The sequence below is a fragment of the uncultured Senegalimassilia sp. genome (genome assembly GCF_934632265.1).
In the GTDB taxonomy this organism is placed as follows: Bacteria; Actinomycetota; Coriobacteriia; order Coriobacteriales; family Eggerthellaceae; genus Senegalimassilia.
In genome coordinates this window covers 1-15,176 of record NZ_CAKTYH010000037.1, presented here as the reverse complement: position 1 = coordinate 15,176, position 15,176 = coordinate 1, and the positions used below count along the sequence as shown (strand labels likewise).

The following is a 15,176-nucleotide window of genomic DNA, read 5'->3' as shown; positions in this document are numbered from 1 at the left end:
ACGAAGGCGCATATGAATCAACAACAGCGAGGCTTCCTATCTTGCTGCCATCTCGATGGGCATATCGTCTGTTCACCTCGTTTGCTCCGTGTGGTTGGGTTCAGTGAATCCCTGCCTGGCGATTATCGGTAGCAGGTTGCAGTCATGCGGGCTACCTTGCGGCCCGTGTTGTCGGACACGTCCACCGTGTAAAACCCGAGCTTCCTGCCCGACTTGTCGACGGTGCACTCGGCGATGAGCTTGTCGCCCTTAGCCGTGCTCAGGAACTCGATGGTGTTGCTCACCGATACCGTGGGCTGCTCGTTTACGTTGCAGGCGATGGCCAGGCAGAAATCGGCAAGGGTGAAGATGGCCCCGCCCATGACGCCGCCTTGGGCGTTGTAGTGGATCCGCTCAAGCGGCATTTCGCAAATGGCGTGGCCTTCGGCGGCTTCAACAACGGTGCAGCCTGTGGCTTTCGTGGCGAACTCGTCTTTGGCGAAGAATTCTCGGACTTGGTTAAGGGTGGGGTTTTCCGGGAGCATGGGCGTTCTTTCGACGGTGGCGGGTAAACAGCAGCGCCCTCCGATGGTCGTCGGAGGGCGCGTGATGCCTTGCGGCGGTTATTCGGTTGGCGTTGCGATGGTGCCGAACAGCTCCAGCCATTCGCCGTCTTCTACGGTGACGGTCTGCGTGCTTCCGCGCAGCAGGGGCTTGGAGTCGGTGATGGAATCATCGTCGAAGTCCAGGTCCTTCATGACGTAGGCGGCATAGTCCTGCGAGGCGTTGTGCGGCGCGTCCGGGCTGACGGTGATGGTGTAGGTTCCCGCGGGGATGTCCTTGCCGACGCGGTACAGGCCGCTGGCATAGGGCGCCTGCGGTTGGAAATCGGCTTGGTCGGCGGGGATCATGAGCATGCTGGCGGAACTTGGCATGAAGGCAACCACCTGGCCGTTTTCGAGGTCGGCGAAGTAATTGCCCGTGTAGGTCACCGCGGCGCCGATGCTATAGGTGCCGAACCCCTCGGGGTCGAACAGATAGCACTCGGATTCGGTGGACGGGTTTCCCTGGAGGAAGTCCAGCCCCTCGTCGATATCGCGGCCTACCACGTATACGCCTGCGGTCGCTTTGCCCTCGTCGTCGATATCGCAGGGCAGGTCGCCCGCCGCCTCCTTGATGTCGGAGAGCGTGAACCCGCCGTAGTAATCGCTATCGGGCAGGTCGTCGGGATCGTAGCCGTACGGCAGGTCGTCGAAATCGTAGGAATGCACGCCGTCGGCGCGGCTGTGAAGCGAATCGGCAACCATGCCCACCGTGGTGAAGCCCACGCATCCGCCAAGCCCCATGAGAAACGCCAGGGCGCAACCTAGAAGCACCCAAGGCCACTTCTTCGCGGGATGCGGTGCGGTGGCGGCATAGGGGTTTGCGGGGGGCTGCGGCGCACCGTAGGAAGGTTGCGCATAGGGTGCCTGCGGGGGAACGGGGTACCCGGAGGGCTGCTGCGAGGCGTTCGCGGTCTCGTCAAGCTGCGGGTTTTGCGGGGTCGTTTGTTGAGCAGATTCGTAGGGATTGAAATCGGGATTGTTGCGAGGCTGGTTCATGGAAGCGCTCCTAACGGTATGTTCCCAGTTATCTTAGCACGCAGCCTCGGAGACGGGCTTGGTTGTTAACGTGATGGCATTGCGGGGGCATGCCGACTCGCACAGGCCGCAGCCTATGCAGTAGCGCCAATCAAGGGCGAGCGTGCCGTCTTGGGCGTCGGGCAGCAGCGCGCCGGTAGGGCAGGCGCGGGTGCAACGTAGGCAGCCCTCGCAGGCGTCGGCATCGATTTCGGGCAGGGAAAGATCCACCCGCTCCGCCATATCGGGCAGCGCGTCGAGCGCCTGCAGCAGCAGGTTGCGCGACGTTCCCATGGCGCGGTGGACACGCCCGTGCGGCGCGAACTTGTTGAATTGTGTGCCGTTTCCCAGGTCGAGCCGTTGATGGGCGGCAAGCCGCTCGTTTTGCTCGCGCAACGTCTGCAGGCGGGCGTCGGTGCGTTCGCGCGTGGTGCCCGACGCCGCGTCCTTGAGCTGCGAGAACATGTCGGTGAACAGGCTGCGGCGGTCCCCATCGGCACCGGCGTTGGCAAGGCCGGCAAGCAGCCCCTCGTCGGCGGCCTGCGGCAGCGAGGGCGCGAACCCCACGCTGCGCTGCGTCCATTCCTCGGCCTGGGCGATGCGCTCGGCGTAGAGGGCTTGCGCAGGCCCGCCCGCCTTCTCGCAGGTTTCGCAGCGCTCCATGTCGATGGCTGCCTGCACATCGGCCCCTTCGGCCAGCAGCGCGGCCCATAGCTCTGCCGGCAGCATGGCCAGGCAGGGGAGCGCTACCACGTTGCTTGCAGGGTCGTCCTGCTCTGAGACGTTCTCGGTGCAGGTGATGATGGCCGGCCGCGCGCCCATGGCGGCCCGTCGTGCGCCGGCATGGGCTTGCGTGAGCGTATAGCTTGTGGAAGCGAACGCGTCGCAGGTTCCCTGGCAGATGCCGCACAGCGAGCAAGCCGCCTCGTCTACGATGGGCGGCTTCCCCTCGGGAAACGACAGGGCGCCTTTCGGGCACGCTTCGCCGCAGCGCGTGCAATCGGCGCCTCGGGTGCGTATGCACAGATCCCGCTGCACGAGGATGCGCTGCGGGATCTGAAACGGCTGTTGTTCGTTGGCTTCGGTCAACAGGTGCCTTCCGTGTTCGGGCTATGCGCCGAAGACCTGCTCGGTGACCTGGTCGATGCGGGCGAGCACATCTTCGCGCGGCATGAGCTCGATGGACTCGAACAGCGGCGGGGAGACCATGTTGCCGCACACGGCCACGCGCAGCGGCTGCAGCACGAACTTCAGCTTCATGTCCATGCTGTCGCCCAGCTCGCGGCAGGCGGCCTCAAGGCCGGCGGCTTCCCAGGGGCGGGACTCGTCGGCCAGGATGGCGCGGCAGTTGGCCAGGGCCTCGTCGGCGCGGGCGCCTTCCTTGAGCAGCACCTTCTTCACCGACTTCTCGTCCAGCTCGGCGACGTTGGCGCCCCAGAACATGTAGGCGAGCTTCGCCGGCACCTCGTCGAGGCGCTGCAGGCGCTCGGAGACCAGCGGGTAGAGCTTGGCGTACCATTCCGGGCGCGCGTCGATGTCGGCCTCGGACGCGCCGGCCTGCACGAGCCACGGGCGGCTTGCGGCAACCCACTCGTCGGCGCCCATGCGCTGGATGTACTGGCCGTTCATCCACTCGAGCTTGGTCTGGTCGAAGATGGCGTCCTTCTTCGTGATGCGGTCCAGGCTGAACTTGGCGCACAGGGTCTCGCGGTCGATGATGGTGGTCTCGCCGTCAAGGCTCCAGCCGAGCAGCGCCAGGAAGTTTACCATGGTATCGGGCAGGAAGCCGTTGTCGCGGAACTCCTCGACGCTGGCGGCGCCGTGGCGCTTGGAGAGCTTGTGGCCGTCGGAGCCCAAGATCATGGACAGGTGCGCGAAGGTGGGCACGTCGTAGCCGAGGGCCTCGTAGATGAGGATCTGGCGCGGGGTGTTGGACAGGTGGTCGTCGCCGCGGATGACGTGCGTGATGCCCATGTTGGCGTCGTCGCAGACCACGGCGAAGTTATAGGTGGGCGTGCCGTCGGTGCGCACGACGATCATGTCGTCCATGACGTCGGCGGGGAAGGACATATGGCCGTAGACGGCGTCGTCGAACTCGATGGGGCCGTGCTCGAGCGGCACCTTCAGGCGCCACACGTGCGGCTCGCCGGCCTCGATGCGGCGGGCGGCCTCGGCGGGGTCGATGTCCCGGCACGTGCGGTCGTAACCGGCATAGCCGCCCTCTTCCGCCTCGGCCTTCGCGCGCTTGGCGTCAAGCTCGTCTTTCGTGCAGAAGCACGGGTAGACCATGCCGCGCTCCTTCAGGCGCTCAAGCGCCTCGGCGTAGGTGTCGAAGCGCTGGGTCTGGAAGTAGGGGCCGCACTCGCCGCCGACCTCCGGGCCCTCGTCCCAGTCAAGGCCGAGCCACTTCATGGCGTTCAGGATGACCTGCGTGTTCTCCTCGGTGGAACGGGTGGGATCGGTGTCCTCGATGCGCAGGATGAAGGTGCCGCCGCAAGCGCGGGCGAACGCCCAGTTGTAGATGGCCGTGCGGGCGCCGCCGACGTGCAGCTTGCCCGTGGGGGAAGGTGCGAAGCGGACGCGCACCGGTTTGCTCTCAGTCATGGTTCGTTAGTTCCTTACGTGTTTGAATCATCGGTTGTTTCAGTATAGGCGGCTTGAGCGTAGCTGCAAGATGGACATATGCGTTCACCACCCAAAATGCGACATACGGCTAAACGATGTGATTGAACTTGCTAATGCTTGACGCTCGTCGATTAAGAGGTTGCTCGAGTCTCTTGCATGCGGGATGCTTATTTCGTTCGGGGCAATAGAAGCACACTTTTCTTCGCCGGAGGTCATGCATATTCTTCTCTCGGCCTGTTAAGAGGAGGTCTTATCTCGACTTCTCTCAAAACAAAATCAAAGGGAAATGTGTGGCTCGATAGTTCCGATTCGTACTGTGTTACGAATAAGATTTTTAAGAGCTATGTGGGCACAAAGCGATTGACGAATTAGCTTTTATGAAATTCGCTTGATTATGTCTCCGGGCTCACACTCGAGCACTTCGCAAAGTGAATTTAAGGTATCAAGACGAATTGCTTTAATGTTTGTGTTTTTTAATCGACTAACGTGAACTTCTGTTAAGCCAAGAATAGCCGCTAGCTTTTTATTGTTGAGCCCCTTGAGCCGCATTGCGCTATCGATGTCAATTATTATTTTGCTCATATTAAATTGTTTCGTCTGATAGCTGCTGCAAATCGGCTCCATAGGAAAACACGGCGGAAACGGCGTAGCAGAATGCAGCCATGACTGCGGTTTTCAAGTCAATGTGTAAGGAGTTGGTGGCAGGGTCGTGCACGTATCCGATTTCTGCGAAAGATCCAACTTTAAAAATTCGTTCGCTTACTGCAGGTATTAATTGCATGACAATTTCGACAAGGCAGCTTGCAAGTAAGAGAGATGCAATGATTGCAAGAATTCTTGCATGCTTTTTAGTTAAAGGCGACTTGCCGTTTGCGATATTGCGGAACAGGGTATACATAAGCCGTAGAGTAATGCATGCCGTTGCGAGCTGGATCGTTGGATAAAAAATGCTTAGTAAGGATGCATCGTTGTTGCTGATAAAGGAATATACAGAGACGCCTAAATAGGCTAGTAGGCCTATTGCTGATAACACAAACAAAATCATGAAAACACGAGCGATTCTCGCACACGTGTTTTTGATATTGATTTCAGTTTGTTTGCTGTGCTTGAAATCGGAGCAATGCTCCATAGCGGTCTCCTTGCAAATTGTTAATTGCTAGTTGTCTTGATTGACCCTAGTGGCGGGTTCGACCCCTGTGGCCATCCGAATTCGGCGATTGCTTCAGATCCGACGTCGGGAGGTGGCGGAGCGGTGCCGTTATCGACTCGTGGCGTGCAGTCAAGAATTAGGGATTGTGCACCAATTAAATCAGCCAATTCATTGGCGTAAGAAGTTATTGTTACGAGGTTTTGTCCGTCTTCGGTTATTTCGATGGCTTGAACTGAACATTTCGTTGTGATAATTACGGCAGGGCTGTCTCCGCTGACGTTGTTATCGATGTTGAATCCGTTCGTCATGGTTTTCGATTCGTTTGTTTTGGGCCTGATGTCATTGATGGGGTCGAAATCAGCGTATTGCGATGGGGAGCCGTTGCTTTCATCGGCTGTTTTGTGCGAAGAGCAGATTGAGCTTATCGTAATTACGGAAAGGCACAGAATCGATAGCGCGAGAATGGCTAATGCGGTAATCAGAGCTGTTTTCTTTTTGCATTGCATCCAGGTTGGCGTGCCTTGATCGTAGGTTTGTGCTGTCTGCCTTCGCGTATTCTTATATTGCTCGGAGCCAGAGCATAGTTCGTTGTTATTCGTGTGTCCTTGAGCGGAGTTATTGTTGTCGTACTTCGAGGCGATGGGACTCTTCATTGCGAGTCTCCTTTCGTCCGTATATGTGCCGCTTCTTCTAAGAAGCATTTTCAAGATATCGGAAAATGTTATCAAATTAACCCACAAGGTTAATTGATTCGGCAAATGGAGAGGCGGCATCGGGATGCCGCCTCTCCATTTGCCGAATAAATACTATCCAGTACGTTATTTAGATTTACTGCACAGTAATCGTCCTACGATGATGCAGATGATGCTGGCAATGCAGGTAACTGCAAGCCAGATGCCGCCCATGCCCATCCAAAAAGCGGTTGGGTACAAGGTGATGAGCAGGCTGTCGTAGGGAAACGTCCAGGTTCCCGCTTGGAAGAACAGGCTGTGGAAGGTGGCGAACAGCCCGTCGAAGTCGATGGCCGCCCATGCTCCCAGCGCGCAAAACGCCGCGAGCACTAACCCGCCACCCGCCATAAGCGTGCGCCCGAGCGTGCGCCGGCTGATGCGCACGGCCACGTGCGCAAGGCCCGCGATGCATAGCACGGCCACGATCACCAGAGCGGGTTTGGCCACGCTTGCCACGCGGTAGACGTCGTCGAGGTGGCTTATCGCGTCAGTGGGCAGGCTGCGGGCGGCGCTTTCCCTGGTCGACGCGGCGGCGCGCCCGTCTGCCTCGGCGGCGGCGTTGGCCTCGGCGATGGCTGCGTCAAGCTTTTCGCGGTCGTTATCGTCGAAGGTGTAATGCTTGCCGGCTATGGCTATGGAGGTCAGCTCGTCGGCGGTGAACGGGGTGCTGGGCTGGTCGCAGCCGGAAAATGCCCGCGACAGCGTTGCGGTTGCCGCGTCGGGGATGGCGACGGCGGCGAAGCCGGCGCCGATGAGCGTCACGGCCAGCAGCAGCGCGCTGCCGAAGGCGACGATTCCGTTTAACAGTCGGGTCATGTGAAAGGGGCCTCGCAGGTGTTGGGGAAGGGTGAAACGGCCGCGGCCCCCGCGTCTTGGGACTTGGGGGCCGCGAGCAGGGCAGGCTGGGCGCGTTCTAGTCGACCCAGATGGTGGCGCAGGTGATGCCCTTCATGGGCTTGCTGATGGTGGGGTAGGGCCCTAAGCGGCTGAAGATGCCCTGAAACGTGCCGTTGTAGCAGTACAGGCCCTCCAGGTTGTTGTACAGCACCGGTTCGCGTTGCACCTGGTCATCGGCCATGTCGGCGATGTCGTCGTCGGGCGTGAGAATCTGCGTTTTAAACGGCGTGATGTAGCGCTGCACCAAAAACGGCGCGCCGGCGGCGCCGTTGGCGAACTTCGCGATGATCTGTTCCCATTGCTCCTGCGTTTGGAAGCAGCCCGCGTACACGTCGGCCGCGCCGTAGGCGTCGGTGGGCTTGATGATCCAGGCGTCCTTGTCGGCGCGGATGGCGTCCAGGTCGACTTCCTTCTCGTCCAGATAGCGCGTCTGCGGGACGGTGCGCTCGACGAACGCGATTTCCTCAGGCGTCAAAAACGCCTGCGTCATCGGGTTGAACAGCGCCTCGAAAATCTGCTTGTCGTGCACGATGTGGCCGGCGAAGCTGCCGATGAGCGCCACTTTCTGCGCCTTGACGGCCTCGATGAGCGCCTGCGATTCGTCCCAGAACTCAAGCACGTCGTTGGTGACGCAGCGGCGCCAGATGGCGTGGACGGGCTGGCCTTCCTTGTCGCGCAGCACTTCGCCGTCGAAGGTCAAATCGCGCACGTCGCACACCGTGCAGGGGTGCCCGGCCTCGGTGAAGCGCTTCGCGAACAGGTGGAACTCGTCGACCACGCCGTTTTGCAGGTAGTCGCAGATGGCGAAGCGGGGGTTGTCCACGCGATGCTCGTAGGTGGCGTAGATGGCGGCGAACTCGCGCACCCACGCGTCGAACAGCTCGCAGCCCTCCACGTGATGACGGCGTGCGAACTCTTTAAAGGTGGCCGTTTCCTCCACCGAATGCGTGATTTCGCGGTTCTCGTTCATGCCCGAGCTGCCGTCGCCGTTGAACTCGCAAAACGCCACGTCGCCGGTGTTCTCGTCAAGGAAGATATCGAAGCGGGCGAAGGGAAGCAGCGCATCGTAGCCACGCGGGACCAAGATGAGCTCGGCTAGGCGCGGGTCGTAGTCGAAGATCTTGCGGTATTCGGCGTCGTCGAGGTAGTGCTGCATGACCTTGCACAGGATGCGGTGCGTGGTTTCGACAACCTCGCGCATCACCTGGCGCGATGCGGCGTCGTAGAGCTTCGGCACGAAGCTGGTGGACACCACGCGATGGTGCACGATGGCCGTGGAGGAGTCCATGTAGGCGCGCGCGGCGCGGCGGCCGGGGATATCGCCGTCAAGCGATTCGGCGATATCGATGTACTCCTGGGTATAGGCGGCGTTCTTGAAAACGGGCTGGTCGGCAGGCTGGGGTGCGGTATGCGTCATGCGTCCTCTTTTCCCGATCGGGTTGGTTTCCGCCCAGTGTAGCAAACGGGGCGCCGCGCGGACGCGGTACGGCTGGGAACCCTTCGATACGCCCATATACCGCGCGTGCGGATATATGGTGATTCCACGAGCGCGGCGGGCAGGGCATACAAAATGATGCCTGTGTGGTATCGTTCGCAGCTAGCATAAACGCGGGCGGTGCGCACCGTCCGAACATATCCGTTTATCAAGAGTCGGGGGAGAGGGTTGGCTCGCAGATCCCGACACCAACCTGGCGCAAAAGCGTCAAGGTGGTCCGGCCGACAACGATGAAGGAGGAACATCAATGGCCAACGCGCATTCTTCTTACCTGTTCACGTCCGAGTCCGTCACCGAGGGTCATCCCGACAAGGTGTGCGACCAGATCTCCGACGCCGTGCTCGATGCCATCCTTGAGAAGGAGATCGAGCTGTCCGGGCAGGGCTACGTTTCCCCGTCCGGTCAACCGGCCGACCCCACGCAGGTGCGCTGCGCCTGCGAGACCATGGCCACCACGGGCATGATCATCGTGGCCGGCGAGATCCGCACCCAGGCCTACGTCGACGTGCCCGCGCTTGCGCGCGAGGTGCTGCGCGAGATCGGCTACGATCGCGCGAAGTACGGCTTCGACTGCGATACCTGCGGCGTGCTCAACGCCATCCACGACCAAAGCCCCGACATCGCCCAGGGCGTCGATGAGAGCTACGAGGCCCAGCACGGCCAGGCGGGCGACGACCCTTACGAGAAGGTCGGCGCTGGCGACCAGGGCATGATGTTCGGCTATGCCTGCGACGACACGTCCACGCTCATGCCCATGCCCATCTACCTGGCACAACGCATGGCCGAGCAGCTGGCTGCCGTGCGCAAGGATGGCACCATGCCCTACCTGCGCCCCGACGGCAAGACCCAGGTCTCGGTCCGCTACATCGACGACAAGCCCGTCAACGTGGAGAAGGTCGTGGTGTCCACGCAACATTCCGAGGAGATCTCCACCGAGCAGCTGCGCGCCGAGATCGAGGCGAGCGTCATCCGCCCCGTGCTCGAGCGCGAGGGCGTGGAGCTTGCCCCCGACGCCGGCATCCACATCAACCCCACCGGCCGCTTCGTCATCGGCGGTCCTATGGGCGACTGCGGCCTGACCGGCCGTAAGATCATCGTCGACACCTACGGCGGCATGGGCCGTCACGGCGGCGGCGCGTTCAGCGGCAAGGACTGCACGAAGGTCGACCGCTCCGCGGCTTACGCTGCCCGCTGGGTCGCCAAGAACGTGGTCGCCGCGGGCCTGGCGCATCGCTGCGAGGTGCAGGTTGCCTACGCCATCGGCATGGCCCGCCCCGTGTCCGTCATGGTCGACACGTTCGGCACCGAATGCGTGCCCGTGGCCGATATCGAGCGCGCCATCGGCGAGGTGTTCGATCTGCGCCCCGGCGCCATCATCGACGATCTGAACCTGCGCCGTCCCATCTACCGCAAGACGGCGGCCTACGGCCACTTCGGCCGCGAGCTCCCCGAGTTCACCTGGGAAGCCACCGATCGCGCGGATGCTCTGCGCAAGGCCTGCGGCCTGGAGTAAGCGTTTTCCGGCGCCCTTCGGCAGAAGGGCGTGGCGCAGCTGCTTGATGCCGACGACGACGTCCGTTGCAGAAAGCGGCGGGACGTGATTGAGATTTCGAAGTAAGGAAAGCCCGCTGGAAGCGAGCGGGGCATAGCCTGGGGATTTCCCGGATATGCCTCGCTCGCCCGGCGGGCTTTCTGTGTTTCGGGCTTGCGGCGGATTCGCAAAAAACGAATATATGTTCGCTTTCTCGATTGCATTCCGCGAAACGCTGGTATACTGGTGCGCTATGAAACTGGCATCTGTGATTTTAGACATACCTACGCAGGCGCTCGATGCGCCTTATACCTATGCGGTCCCTGAAGAGGGGCTGTTCGCTGCCGCATGCGAAGGTGCGGGCGATTGCGACGACGGCCCGCTCGGGCGCGATTTCGCCATCTCGGTGGGTTGCGCGGTGCTGGTGCCGTTCGGTCACCGGCGCGCCGTGGGCTTCGTGGTGTCGCTCGGCGAATATGGGCAGCCCGGCGGGCCGCAGTGGCCGCAGGGCATCGACGCGGGCAAGCTCAAGGCCATCGAGCGAGCCGTCAGCCAGCCGTATTTCGACGAAGAGGGCGCTGCGTGCGCCCAATGGCTTTCCGAACGCTATATCGCGCCGTTGTCGTCGTGCGTGCGTCTGTTCACGCCGCCGGGCGGCGTGCCTCGCATGGTGCACGGACGCGACGGCCGTTGGCGCCTCGAGCAGCCCGCGGTCGGTCAGGTGGACGATCGCTGGGTGGTTGTAGGGCCGGCGTTTTCGGCGTTCACGCCCCGCGCGAACGCCGTCAAGCAGGTCGCGGTCATGGAGGCGTTGCGTGGCGGTCAGCTGCGCGTAAGCGAGCTGACCGCGCAGCTGGGCTCGGTGTCGTCCACGCTCAAGGCCTTGGAGGCGAAAGGCGCGGTGGTCATCGAGCATCGACGCCGTATGCGCGGGTTCGCTGAAGATGCGGCGCGCGGCGCGCGGCGTGCGGTCTTAGGCGCTTGCGGGGATACCGGCGAAGGGGGCCTAGCCGGCTCTGCAGCGGCTTGCGAGGGCTATACGAACCCGCCTGCCGGCGTGGCGGCCGTTGATGACGGCCAGCCGCACGCCCCTTCGCCGAAACCGCAGCTCACCCCCGGTCAGGCGCAGGCGCTCGAGGCCATCGCCGCCGCCTGCGATGCCGCCGATGGCAGCGTGGTGCTCGTCGACGGCGTCACAGGCTCGGGCAAGACCGAGGTGTATCTGCAGGCCATCGAGCGGGTGCTTGCGCAGGGCCGCACGGCATGCGTGCTCGTGCCCGAGATCTCGCTGACCCCGCAGACGGTGGGACGCTTCCGCGGCCGCTTCGGCGACACCGTGGCGGTCATGCATTCGCGCATGTCGGCCGGCGAGCGCTACGATCAATGGGACTTCATACGCAGCGGCGCGGCCCGTGTGGTGGTGGGCGCCCGCAGCGCGCTGTTCACCCCGCTTGCCAATGTGGGCCTGTACGTTATCGACGAGGAGCACGAGGGCAGCTACAAGCAGGACAGCGCGCCGCGCTACCATGCGCGCGAGGTCGCATGCTGGATGGCCCGGCGTAGCGGCGCCGCTGTCGTGCTCGGCAGCGCCACGCCCTCGATCGAGGCGCTCTACCGGTGCGCGAAGCATCAGCGCTGGACGCAGGTCCGCCTTCCCGAGCGCGCCAACGGCCGCCCGATGCCGGCCATCCGCGTGGTGGACATGGCGCGCGAGTTCGCCGAGGGTTCTCGTTCCATGTTCTCCGCGGCGCTTATGCGTGCCTTGCAAGAGGAGCTGTCACAAGGTCGCAAGGCGGTGCTTCTGCTCAACCAGCGCGGTTTCGCGAAGTTCTTGCTGTGCCGCGAGTGCGGCTTCGTGCCGAAATGCCCGCACTGCGACACGTCGCTGACCTATCACGAGCGCGGCAACTTTCTGGCATGCCACCATTGCGGCTACCGGCAGGCCTCGCCGGCGTTGTGTCCGGAGTGTTCGAGCCCGTATCTGAAGAAGTTCGGCGCGGGAACGCAGCGCGTCGAAGACGAGCTGCGCGGCGTGCTCGACGCCATGCCCGGGGTGGGGCCCGGCGTGCCCATCATCCGCATGGATGCCGACACCACCGGCGGGAAGGGCGCGCACGAGCGCCTGCTCGAGCAGTTCGCAGCGGCGCAGGCGGCGGTGCTTTTGGGCACGCAGATGATCGCGAAGGGCCTTGACTTCGATGACGTCACCCTGGTGGGCGTCATCAACGCCGACACGCAGCTGCAGCTGCCCGATTTCCGCGCTCACGAGCGCACGTTCGACCTGATCGAGCAGGTGGCGGGCCGAGCCGGCCGCGCGCAGCTGCCCGGGCGCGTGCTCGTGCAGACCTACGAGGCCGATGCCGCGCCCATCCGCGCCGCCGCCGGCTACGATCGCGCGCTGTTTTTGCGCGATGAGCTGCCCAAGCGCAAGATGCTCGGCTACCCGCCGTACGTGCGCATGGCCAACGTGCTGGTGTGGGGCGCGCACGAGGCCGACGTGGCCGCGCTCGCCCGCGAGCTTGCGGCGGAGCTTGCCGAGCAGACGCGCTCCTACGGCGGCGACGGGTGGAGCGTGCTGCCGGCAACCCCGTGCGTGTTGGCGAAGCTTCGCAACACGTATCGCTGGCATGTGGTGGTCAAGTGCCCGGCGGATGCCGACGTGTCCGCGGTGCTGCTGCCGGTATTCCGCCGCCGCAAGGCGGACAAATGGGTGAACGTCGCCGTGGACGTCGATCCGGACGACTTGCTCTGACGTGTAGATTATGCTATCTTAATTTGATGCATATTTGCGCCCATTTGCGGAATGGCAATAGGCGCGTTTTTTATCCTGTCGAAAGGAAGAACACGTGGCTCAAGCTTCGAAGAACCAAGCAACCGCTTCCAAGACCGCGAAATCCGCGAAGCCGGCCGCTGCCCCCGCGGTGGTCGAAGAGGTGCTTGAGGACGAGGACGTGCTCGACGTCGACGACGTCGAGCCCGATATGAGCAGCACCGAGGCGGCATCCGACGAGAAGCCGGAGTCCAACATCAACGAGGACGGCGAGGAGCAGGACCTGCTCGAGGGCATTCCCGAGGAGGAGCTCAAGGCCGCTTCCGACGTTTCGCTGCCCAAGGTGCGCACGAAGAAGACCCGCAGCTCGGTGCGCAAGCGCAACGAGGCCGCCAACGTCACCATGCTCACCGGCGACCCGGTGCGCATGTACCTCAAGGAAATCGGCAAGGTCCCGCTGCTCAGCGCCGCCGAGGAGATCGACCTGGCCATGAAGATCGAGGCCGGCGTGGCCGCCGCCGCCGAGCTTGACAAGGCCGAGGAGGAGGGCCGCGAGCTCGCGCGTCGCGCGAAGCGCCGCCTGGGCCGTGTCGAGCAGGTGGGCATCGATGCCAAGCAGCAGCTCATCGAGGCGAACCTGCGTCTGGTCGTGTCCATCGCCAAGCGCTATGTCGGCCGCGGCATGCTGTTCCTGGACCTTATCCAGGAAGGCAACCTGGGCCTGATCCGCGCCGTCGAGAAGTTCGACTACACGAAGGGCTTCAAGTTCTCCACGTACGCCACGTGGTGGATCCGCCAGGCCATCACCCGCGCCATCGCCGACCAGGCGCGCACCATCCGCATCCCCGTCCACATGGTGGAGACCATCAACAAGCTCGTGCGCATCCAGCGCCAGCTTCTGCAGGAGCTCGGCCGTGAGCCAACGCCCGAGGAGATCGGCAAGGAGATGGGCCTGCCCGCCGAGCGCGTGCGCGAGATCCAGAAGATCAGCCAGGAGCCCGTTTCCCTGGAAACGCCCATCGGCGAGGAAGAGGATTCCCAGCTCGGCGACTTCATCGAGGACGACGCCGCCGTGGTGCCGCCCGATGCCGCCAGCTTCAGCATGCTCCAGGAGCAGCTGTCCAAGGTGCTCGACGGGCTTGCCGAGCGCGAGCGCAAGGTCATCAGCCTGCGTTTCGGCCTGGAGGACGGCCATCCTCGCACGCTCGAGGAGGTCGGCCGCGAGTTCGGCGTCACGCGCGAGCGCATCCGCCAGATCGAGAGCAAGACGCTTGCTAAACTGCGTCATCCTTCCCGCTCCAGCAAGCTGAAGGATTACCTGGAAGATTAACGGAAACGCGGGTCGTAAGGCCCGCGTTTCTTTTCGGGCCGCCAATGCCCGTAGCTAGACACATCGCCCACGAAAGGCATCTAGATGACTTCTCCCGCATACGATGAATACGAGTTCTTCGCCAGCTGCCTGGCCGGGTTCGAGCAATATCTGGCCGACGAGCTCAAGCGCTTGCGCGGCCGCCGTATCCGCCCGCTGCACGGCGGCGTGGCCTTTTTCGGCACGGCGGCCGTGGCTCAGCGCGTGTGCCTGTGGTCGCGTTTGGCCTCACGCGTCACGCTGGTCGTCAAGCGCGTGAACGCCGGCGACGCCAGCTTGCTGTACGAGGGCATCCGCCGCATCCCCTGGCATGAGGTCATAGCGCCCGGGGCCAGCATCGCCGTCCGCGCGCACGGCATGAACGAAGAGCTTCGCAACACGCATTTCACCGAGCTGAAGGTCAAAGACGGCATCTGCGATGCGCTCAGGGAGCGCACGGGCTCGCGCCCCGATGTGGATAGCGCCAACGCCGACGCCAACATCGACGTGCGCATCCGCGACAGCCGCGCCACCGTCTCGCTGGACCTTTCCGGCGAATCGCTCTACGCGCGCCCGTATTTGGAGCCCGATGCGGGCCAAGATGCGCCGCTCGAGTGCGCCCTGTCCGCGGGCGTTTTGGCCATGTGCGAATGGGACGGCATGCGCGACGGCGCCGCATTGGTGGACCCGGCGTGCGGCGACGGCTCGCTGGTGGTGGAGGCCGCTGCGGCGGCATGCGATATGGCCCCGGGCCTGGCGCGCAGCCGCTGGGGCTTCATGGGCTGGGCCGCGTTCGACGAGCAGGCATGGGATCGTCTCCTTGACGAGGCCGACGAGCGCTTCGAGGAAGGCTTGGAGGCCGTCGGCGGCGCCGGTGCGGCGAACGCTTCGGCTTCCGATCGCCCCGATCTCGAGCGCGTGCGCATCGTGGGCGCCACCAACTCAAGCCCCGCCATCGCCCGCGCCCGCAACCGCGCCAAGCGCGCCGGCTTGCGCCAGGTGGTCAGCATCGAGCTGGGCGATGCCCATAC

At 63.1% G+C, this 15,176-nt stretch carries 13 protein-coding genes; 4 read left to right on the top strand and 9 right to left on the bottom strand.

Annotated elements, in window-relative coordinates:
- Positions 1–122: 122 nt before the first annotated feature.
- From Q0H50_RS04185 to Q0H50_RS04150, 9 genes are all read right to left on the bottom strand, one after another.
- Positions 123–524, bottom strand: coding sequence for a PaaI family thioesterase (locus Q0H50_RS04185; protein ID WP_294419676.1), 402 nt, complete (start codon positions 522–524; stop codon positions 123–125).
- Between the two features lie 78 nt (positions 525–602).
- Positions 603–1,580 carry a hypothetical protein gene (locus tag Q0H50_RS04180; protein ID WP_294419675.1) on the bottom strand — a complete coding sequence of 326 codons (978 nt, stop codon included), beginning with the start codon at positions 1,578–1,580 and terminating at the stop codon, positions 603–605.
- 33 nt (positions 1,581–1,613) lie between these two features.
- Positions 1,614–2,687 carry a 4Fe-4S binding protein gene (locus Q0H50_RS04175; protein WP_294419673.1) on the bottom strand — a complete coding sequence of 358 codons (1,074 nt, stop codon included), beginning with the start codon at positions 2,685–2,687 and terminating at the stop codon, positions 1,614–1,616.
- A gap of 21 nt (positions 2,688–2,708) precedes the next feature.
- Positions 2,709–4,202, bottom strand: coding sequence for a glutamate--tRNA ligase (gene gltX / locus Q0H50_RS04170; protein WP_294419672.1), 1,494 nt, complete (start codon positions 4,200–4,202; stop codon positions 2,709–2,711).
- Positions 4,203–4,598: 396 nt separating this feature from the next.
- Positions 4,599–4,772, bottom strand: coding sequence for a helix-turn-helix domain-containing protein (locus Q0H50_RS09575; protein WP_365911078.1), 174 nt, complete (start codon positions 4,770–4,772; stop codon positions 4,599–4,601).
- Positions 4,773–4,806: 34 nt separating this feature from the next.
- Positions 4,807–5,352 carry a hypothetical protein gene (locus tag Q0H50_RS04165; RefSeq protein ID WP_294419671.1) on the bottom strand — a complete coding sequence of 182 codons (546 nt, stop codon included), beginning with the start codon at positions 5,350–5,352 and terminating at the stop codon, positions 4,807–4,809.
- Between the two features lie 20 nt (positions 5,353–5,372).
- On the bottom strand, positions 5,373–6,026 hold the full coding sequence (locus Q0H50_RS04160) for a hypothetical protein (RefSeq protein ID WP_294419669.1): 654 nt from the start codon (positions 6,024–6,026) through the stop codon (positions 5,373–5,375).
- Between the two features lie 165 nt (positions 6,027–6,191).
- A complete protein-coding gene (locus Q0H50_RS04155; RefSeq protein WP_294419667.1) occupies positions 6,192–6,920 on the bottom strand; it encodes a DUF1461 domain-containing protein in 729 nt (242 codons plus the stop codon).
- 97 nt (positions 6,921–7,017) lie between these two features.
- Positions 7,018–8,418, bottom strand: coding sequence for a hypothetical protein (locus tag Q0H50_RS04150; protein WP_294419666.1), 1,401 nt, complete (start codon positions 8,416–8,418; stop codon positions 7,018–7,020).
- Positions 8,419–8,743: 325 nt separating this feature from the next.
- Between Q0H50_RS04150 and metK the strand changes: the two genes are divergently transcribed.
- From metK to Q0H50_RS04130, 4 genes are all read left to right on the top strand, one after another.
- Positions 8,744–10,009, top strand: coding sequence for a methionine adenosyltransferase (metK, locus tag Q0H50_RS04145; RefSeq protein WP_294419664.1), 1,266 nt, complete (start codon positions 8,744–8,746; stop codon positions 10,007–10,009).
- Positions 10,010–10,295: 286 nt separating this feature from the next.
- The gene (priA, locus tag Q0H50_RS04140; RefSeq protein ID WP_294419662.1) at positions 10,296–12,779 is read left to right on the top strand and encodes a primosomal protein N'; all 2,484 of its coding nucleotides are present in this window, start codon (positions 10,296–10,298) and stop codon (positions 12,777–12,779) included.
- A gap of 94 nt (positions 12,780–12,873) precedes the next feature.
- Positions 12,874–14,127: an RNA polymerase sigma factor RpoD gene (rpoD, locus tag Q0H50_RS04135; protein ID WP_294419660.1), complete on the top strand. Its 1,254-nt coding sequence runs from the start codon at positions 12,874–12,876 to the stop codon at positions 14,125–14,127.
- 84 nt (positions 14,128–14,211) lie between these two features.
- Positions 14,212–15,176 (top strand): THUMP domain-containing protein (locus Q0H50_RS04130; RefSeq protein ID WP_294419659.1); only part of this gene is annotated, 965 nt, incomplete at its 3' end.

Coding starts and splice junctions, on each gene's coding strand:
- metK (WP_294419664.1), top strand. CDS start 8,744: ATGGCCAACGCGCATTCTTCTTACCTGTTCACGTCCGAGTCCGTCACC.
- gltX (WP_294419672.1), bottom strand. CDS start 4,202: ATGACTGAGAGCAAACCGGTGCGCGTCCGCTTCGCACCTTCCCCCACG.
- Q0H50_RS04165 (WP_294419671.1), bottom strand. CDS start 5,352: ATGGAGCATTGCTCCGATTTCAAGCACAGCAAACAAACTGAAATCAAT.
- Q0H50_RS04180 (WP_294419675.1), bottom strand. CDS start 1,580: ATGAACCAGCCTCGCAACAATCCCGATTTCAATCCCTACGAATCTGCT.
- Q0H50_RS04185 (WP_294419676.1), bottom strand. CDS start 524: ATGCTCCCGGAAAACCCCACCCTTAACCAAGTCCGAGAATTCTTCGCC.
- Q0H50_RS04150 (WP_294419666.1), bottom strand. CDS start 8,418: ATGACGCATACCGCACCCCAGCCTGCCGACCAGCCCGTTTTCAAGAAC.
- Q0H50_RS09575 (WP_365911078.1), bottom strand. CDS start 4,772: ATGCGGCTCAAGGGGCTCAACAATAAAAAGCTAGCGGCTATTCTTGGC.
- Q0H50_RS04155 (WP_294419667.1), bottom strand. CDS start 6,920: ATGACCCGACTGTTAAACGGAATCGTCGCCTTCGGCAGCGCGCTGCTG.
- Q0H50_RS04160 (WP_294419669.1), bottom strand. CDS start 6,026: ATGAAGAGTCCCATCGCCTCGAAGTACGACAACAATAACTCCGCTCAA.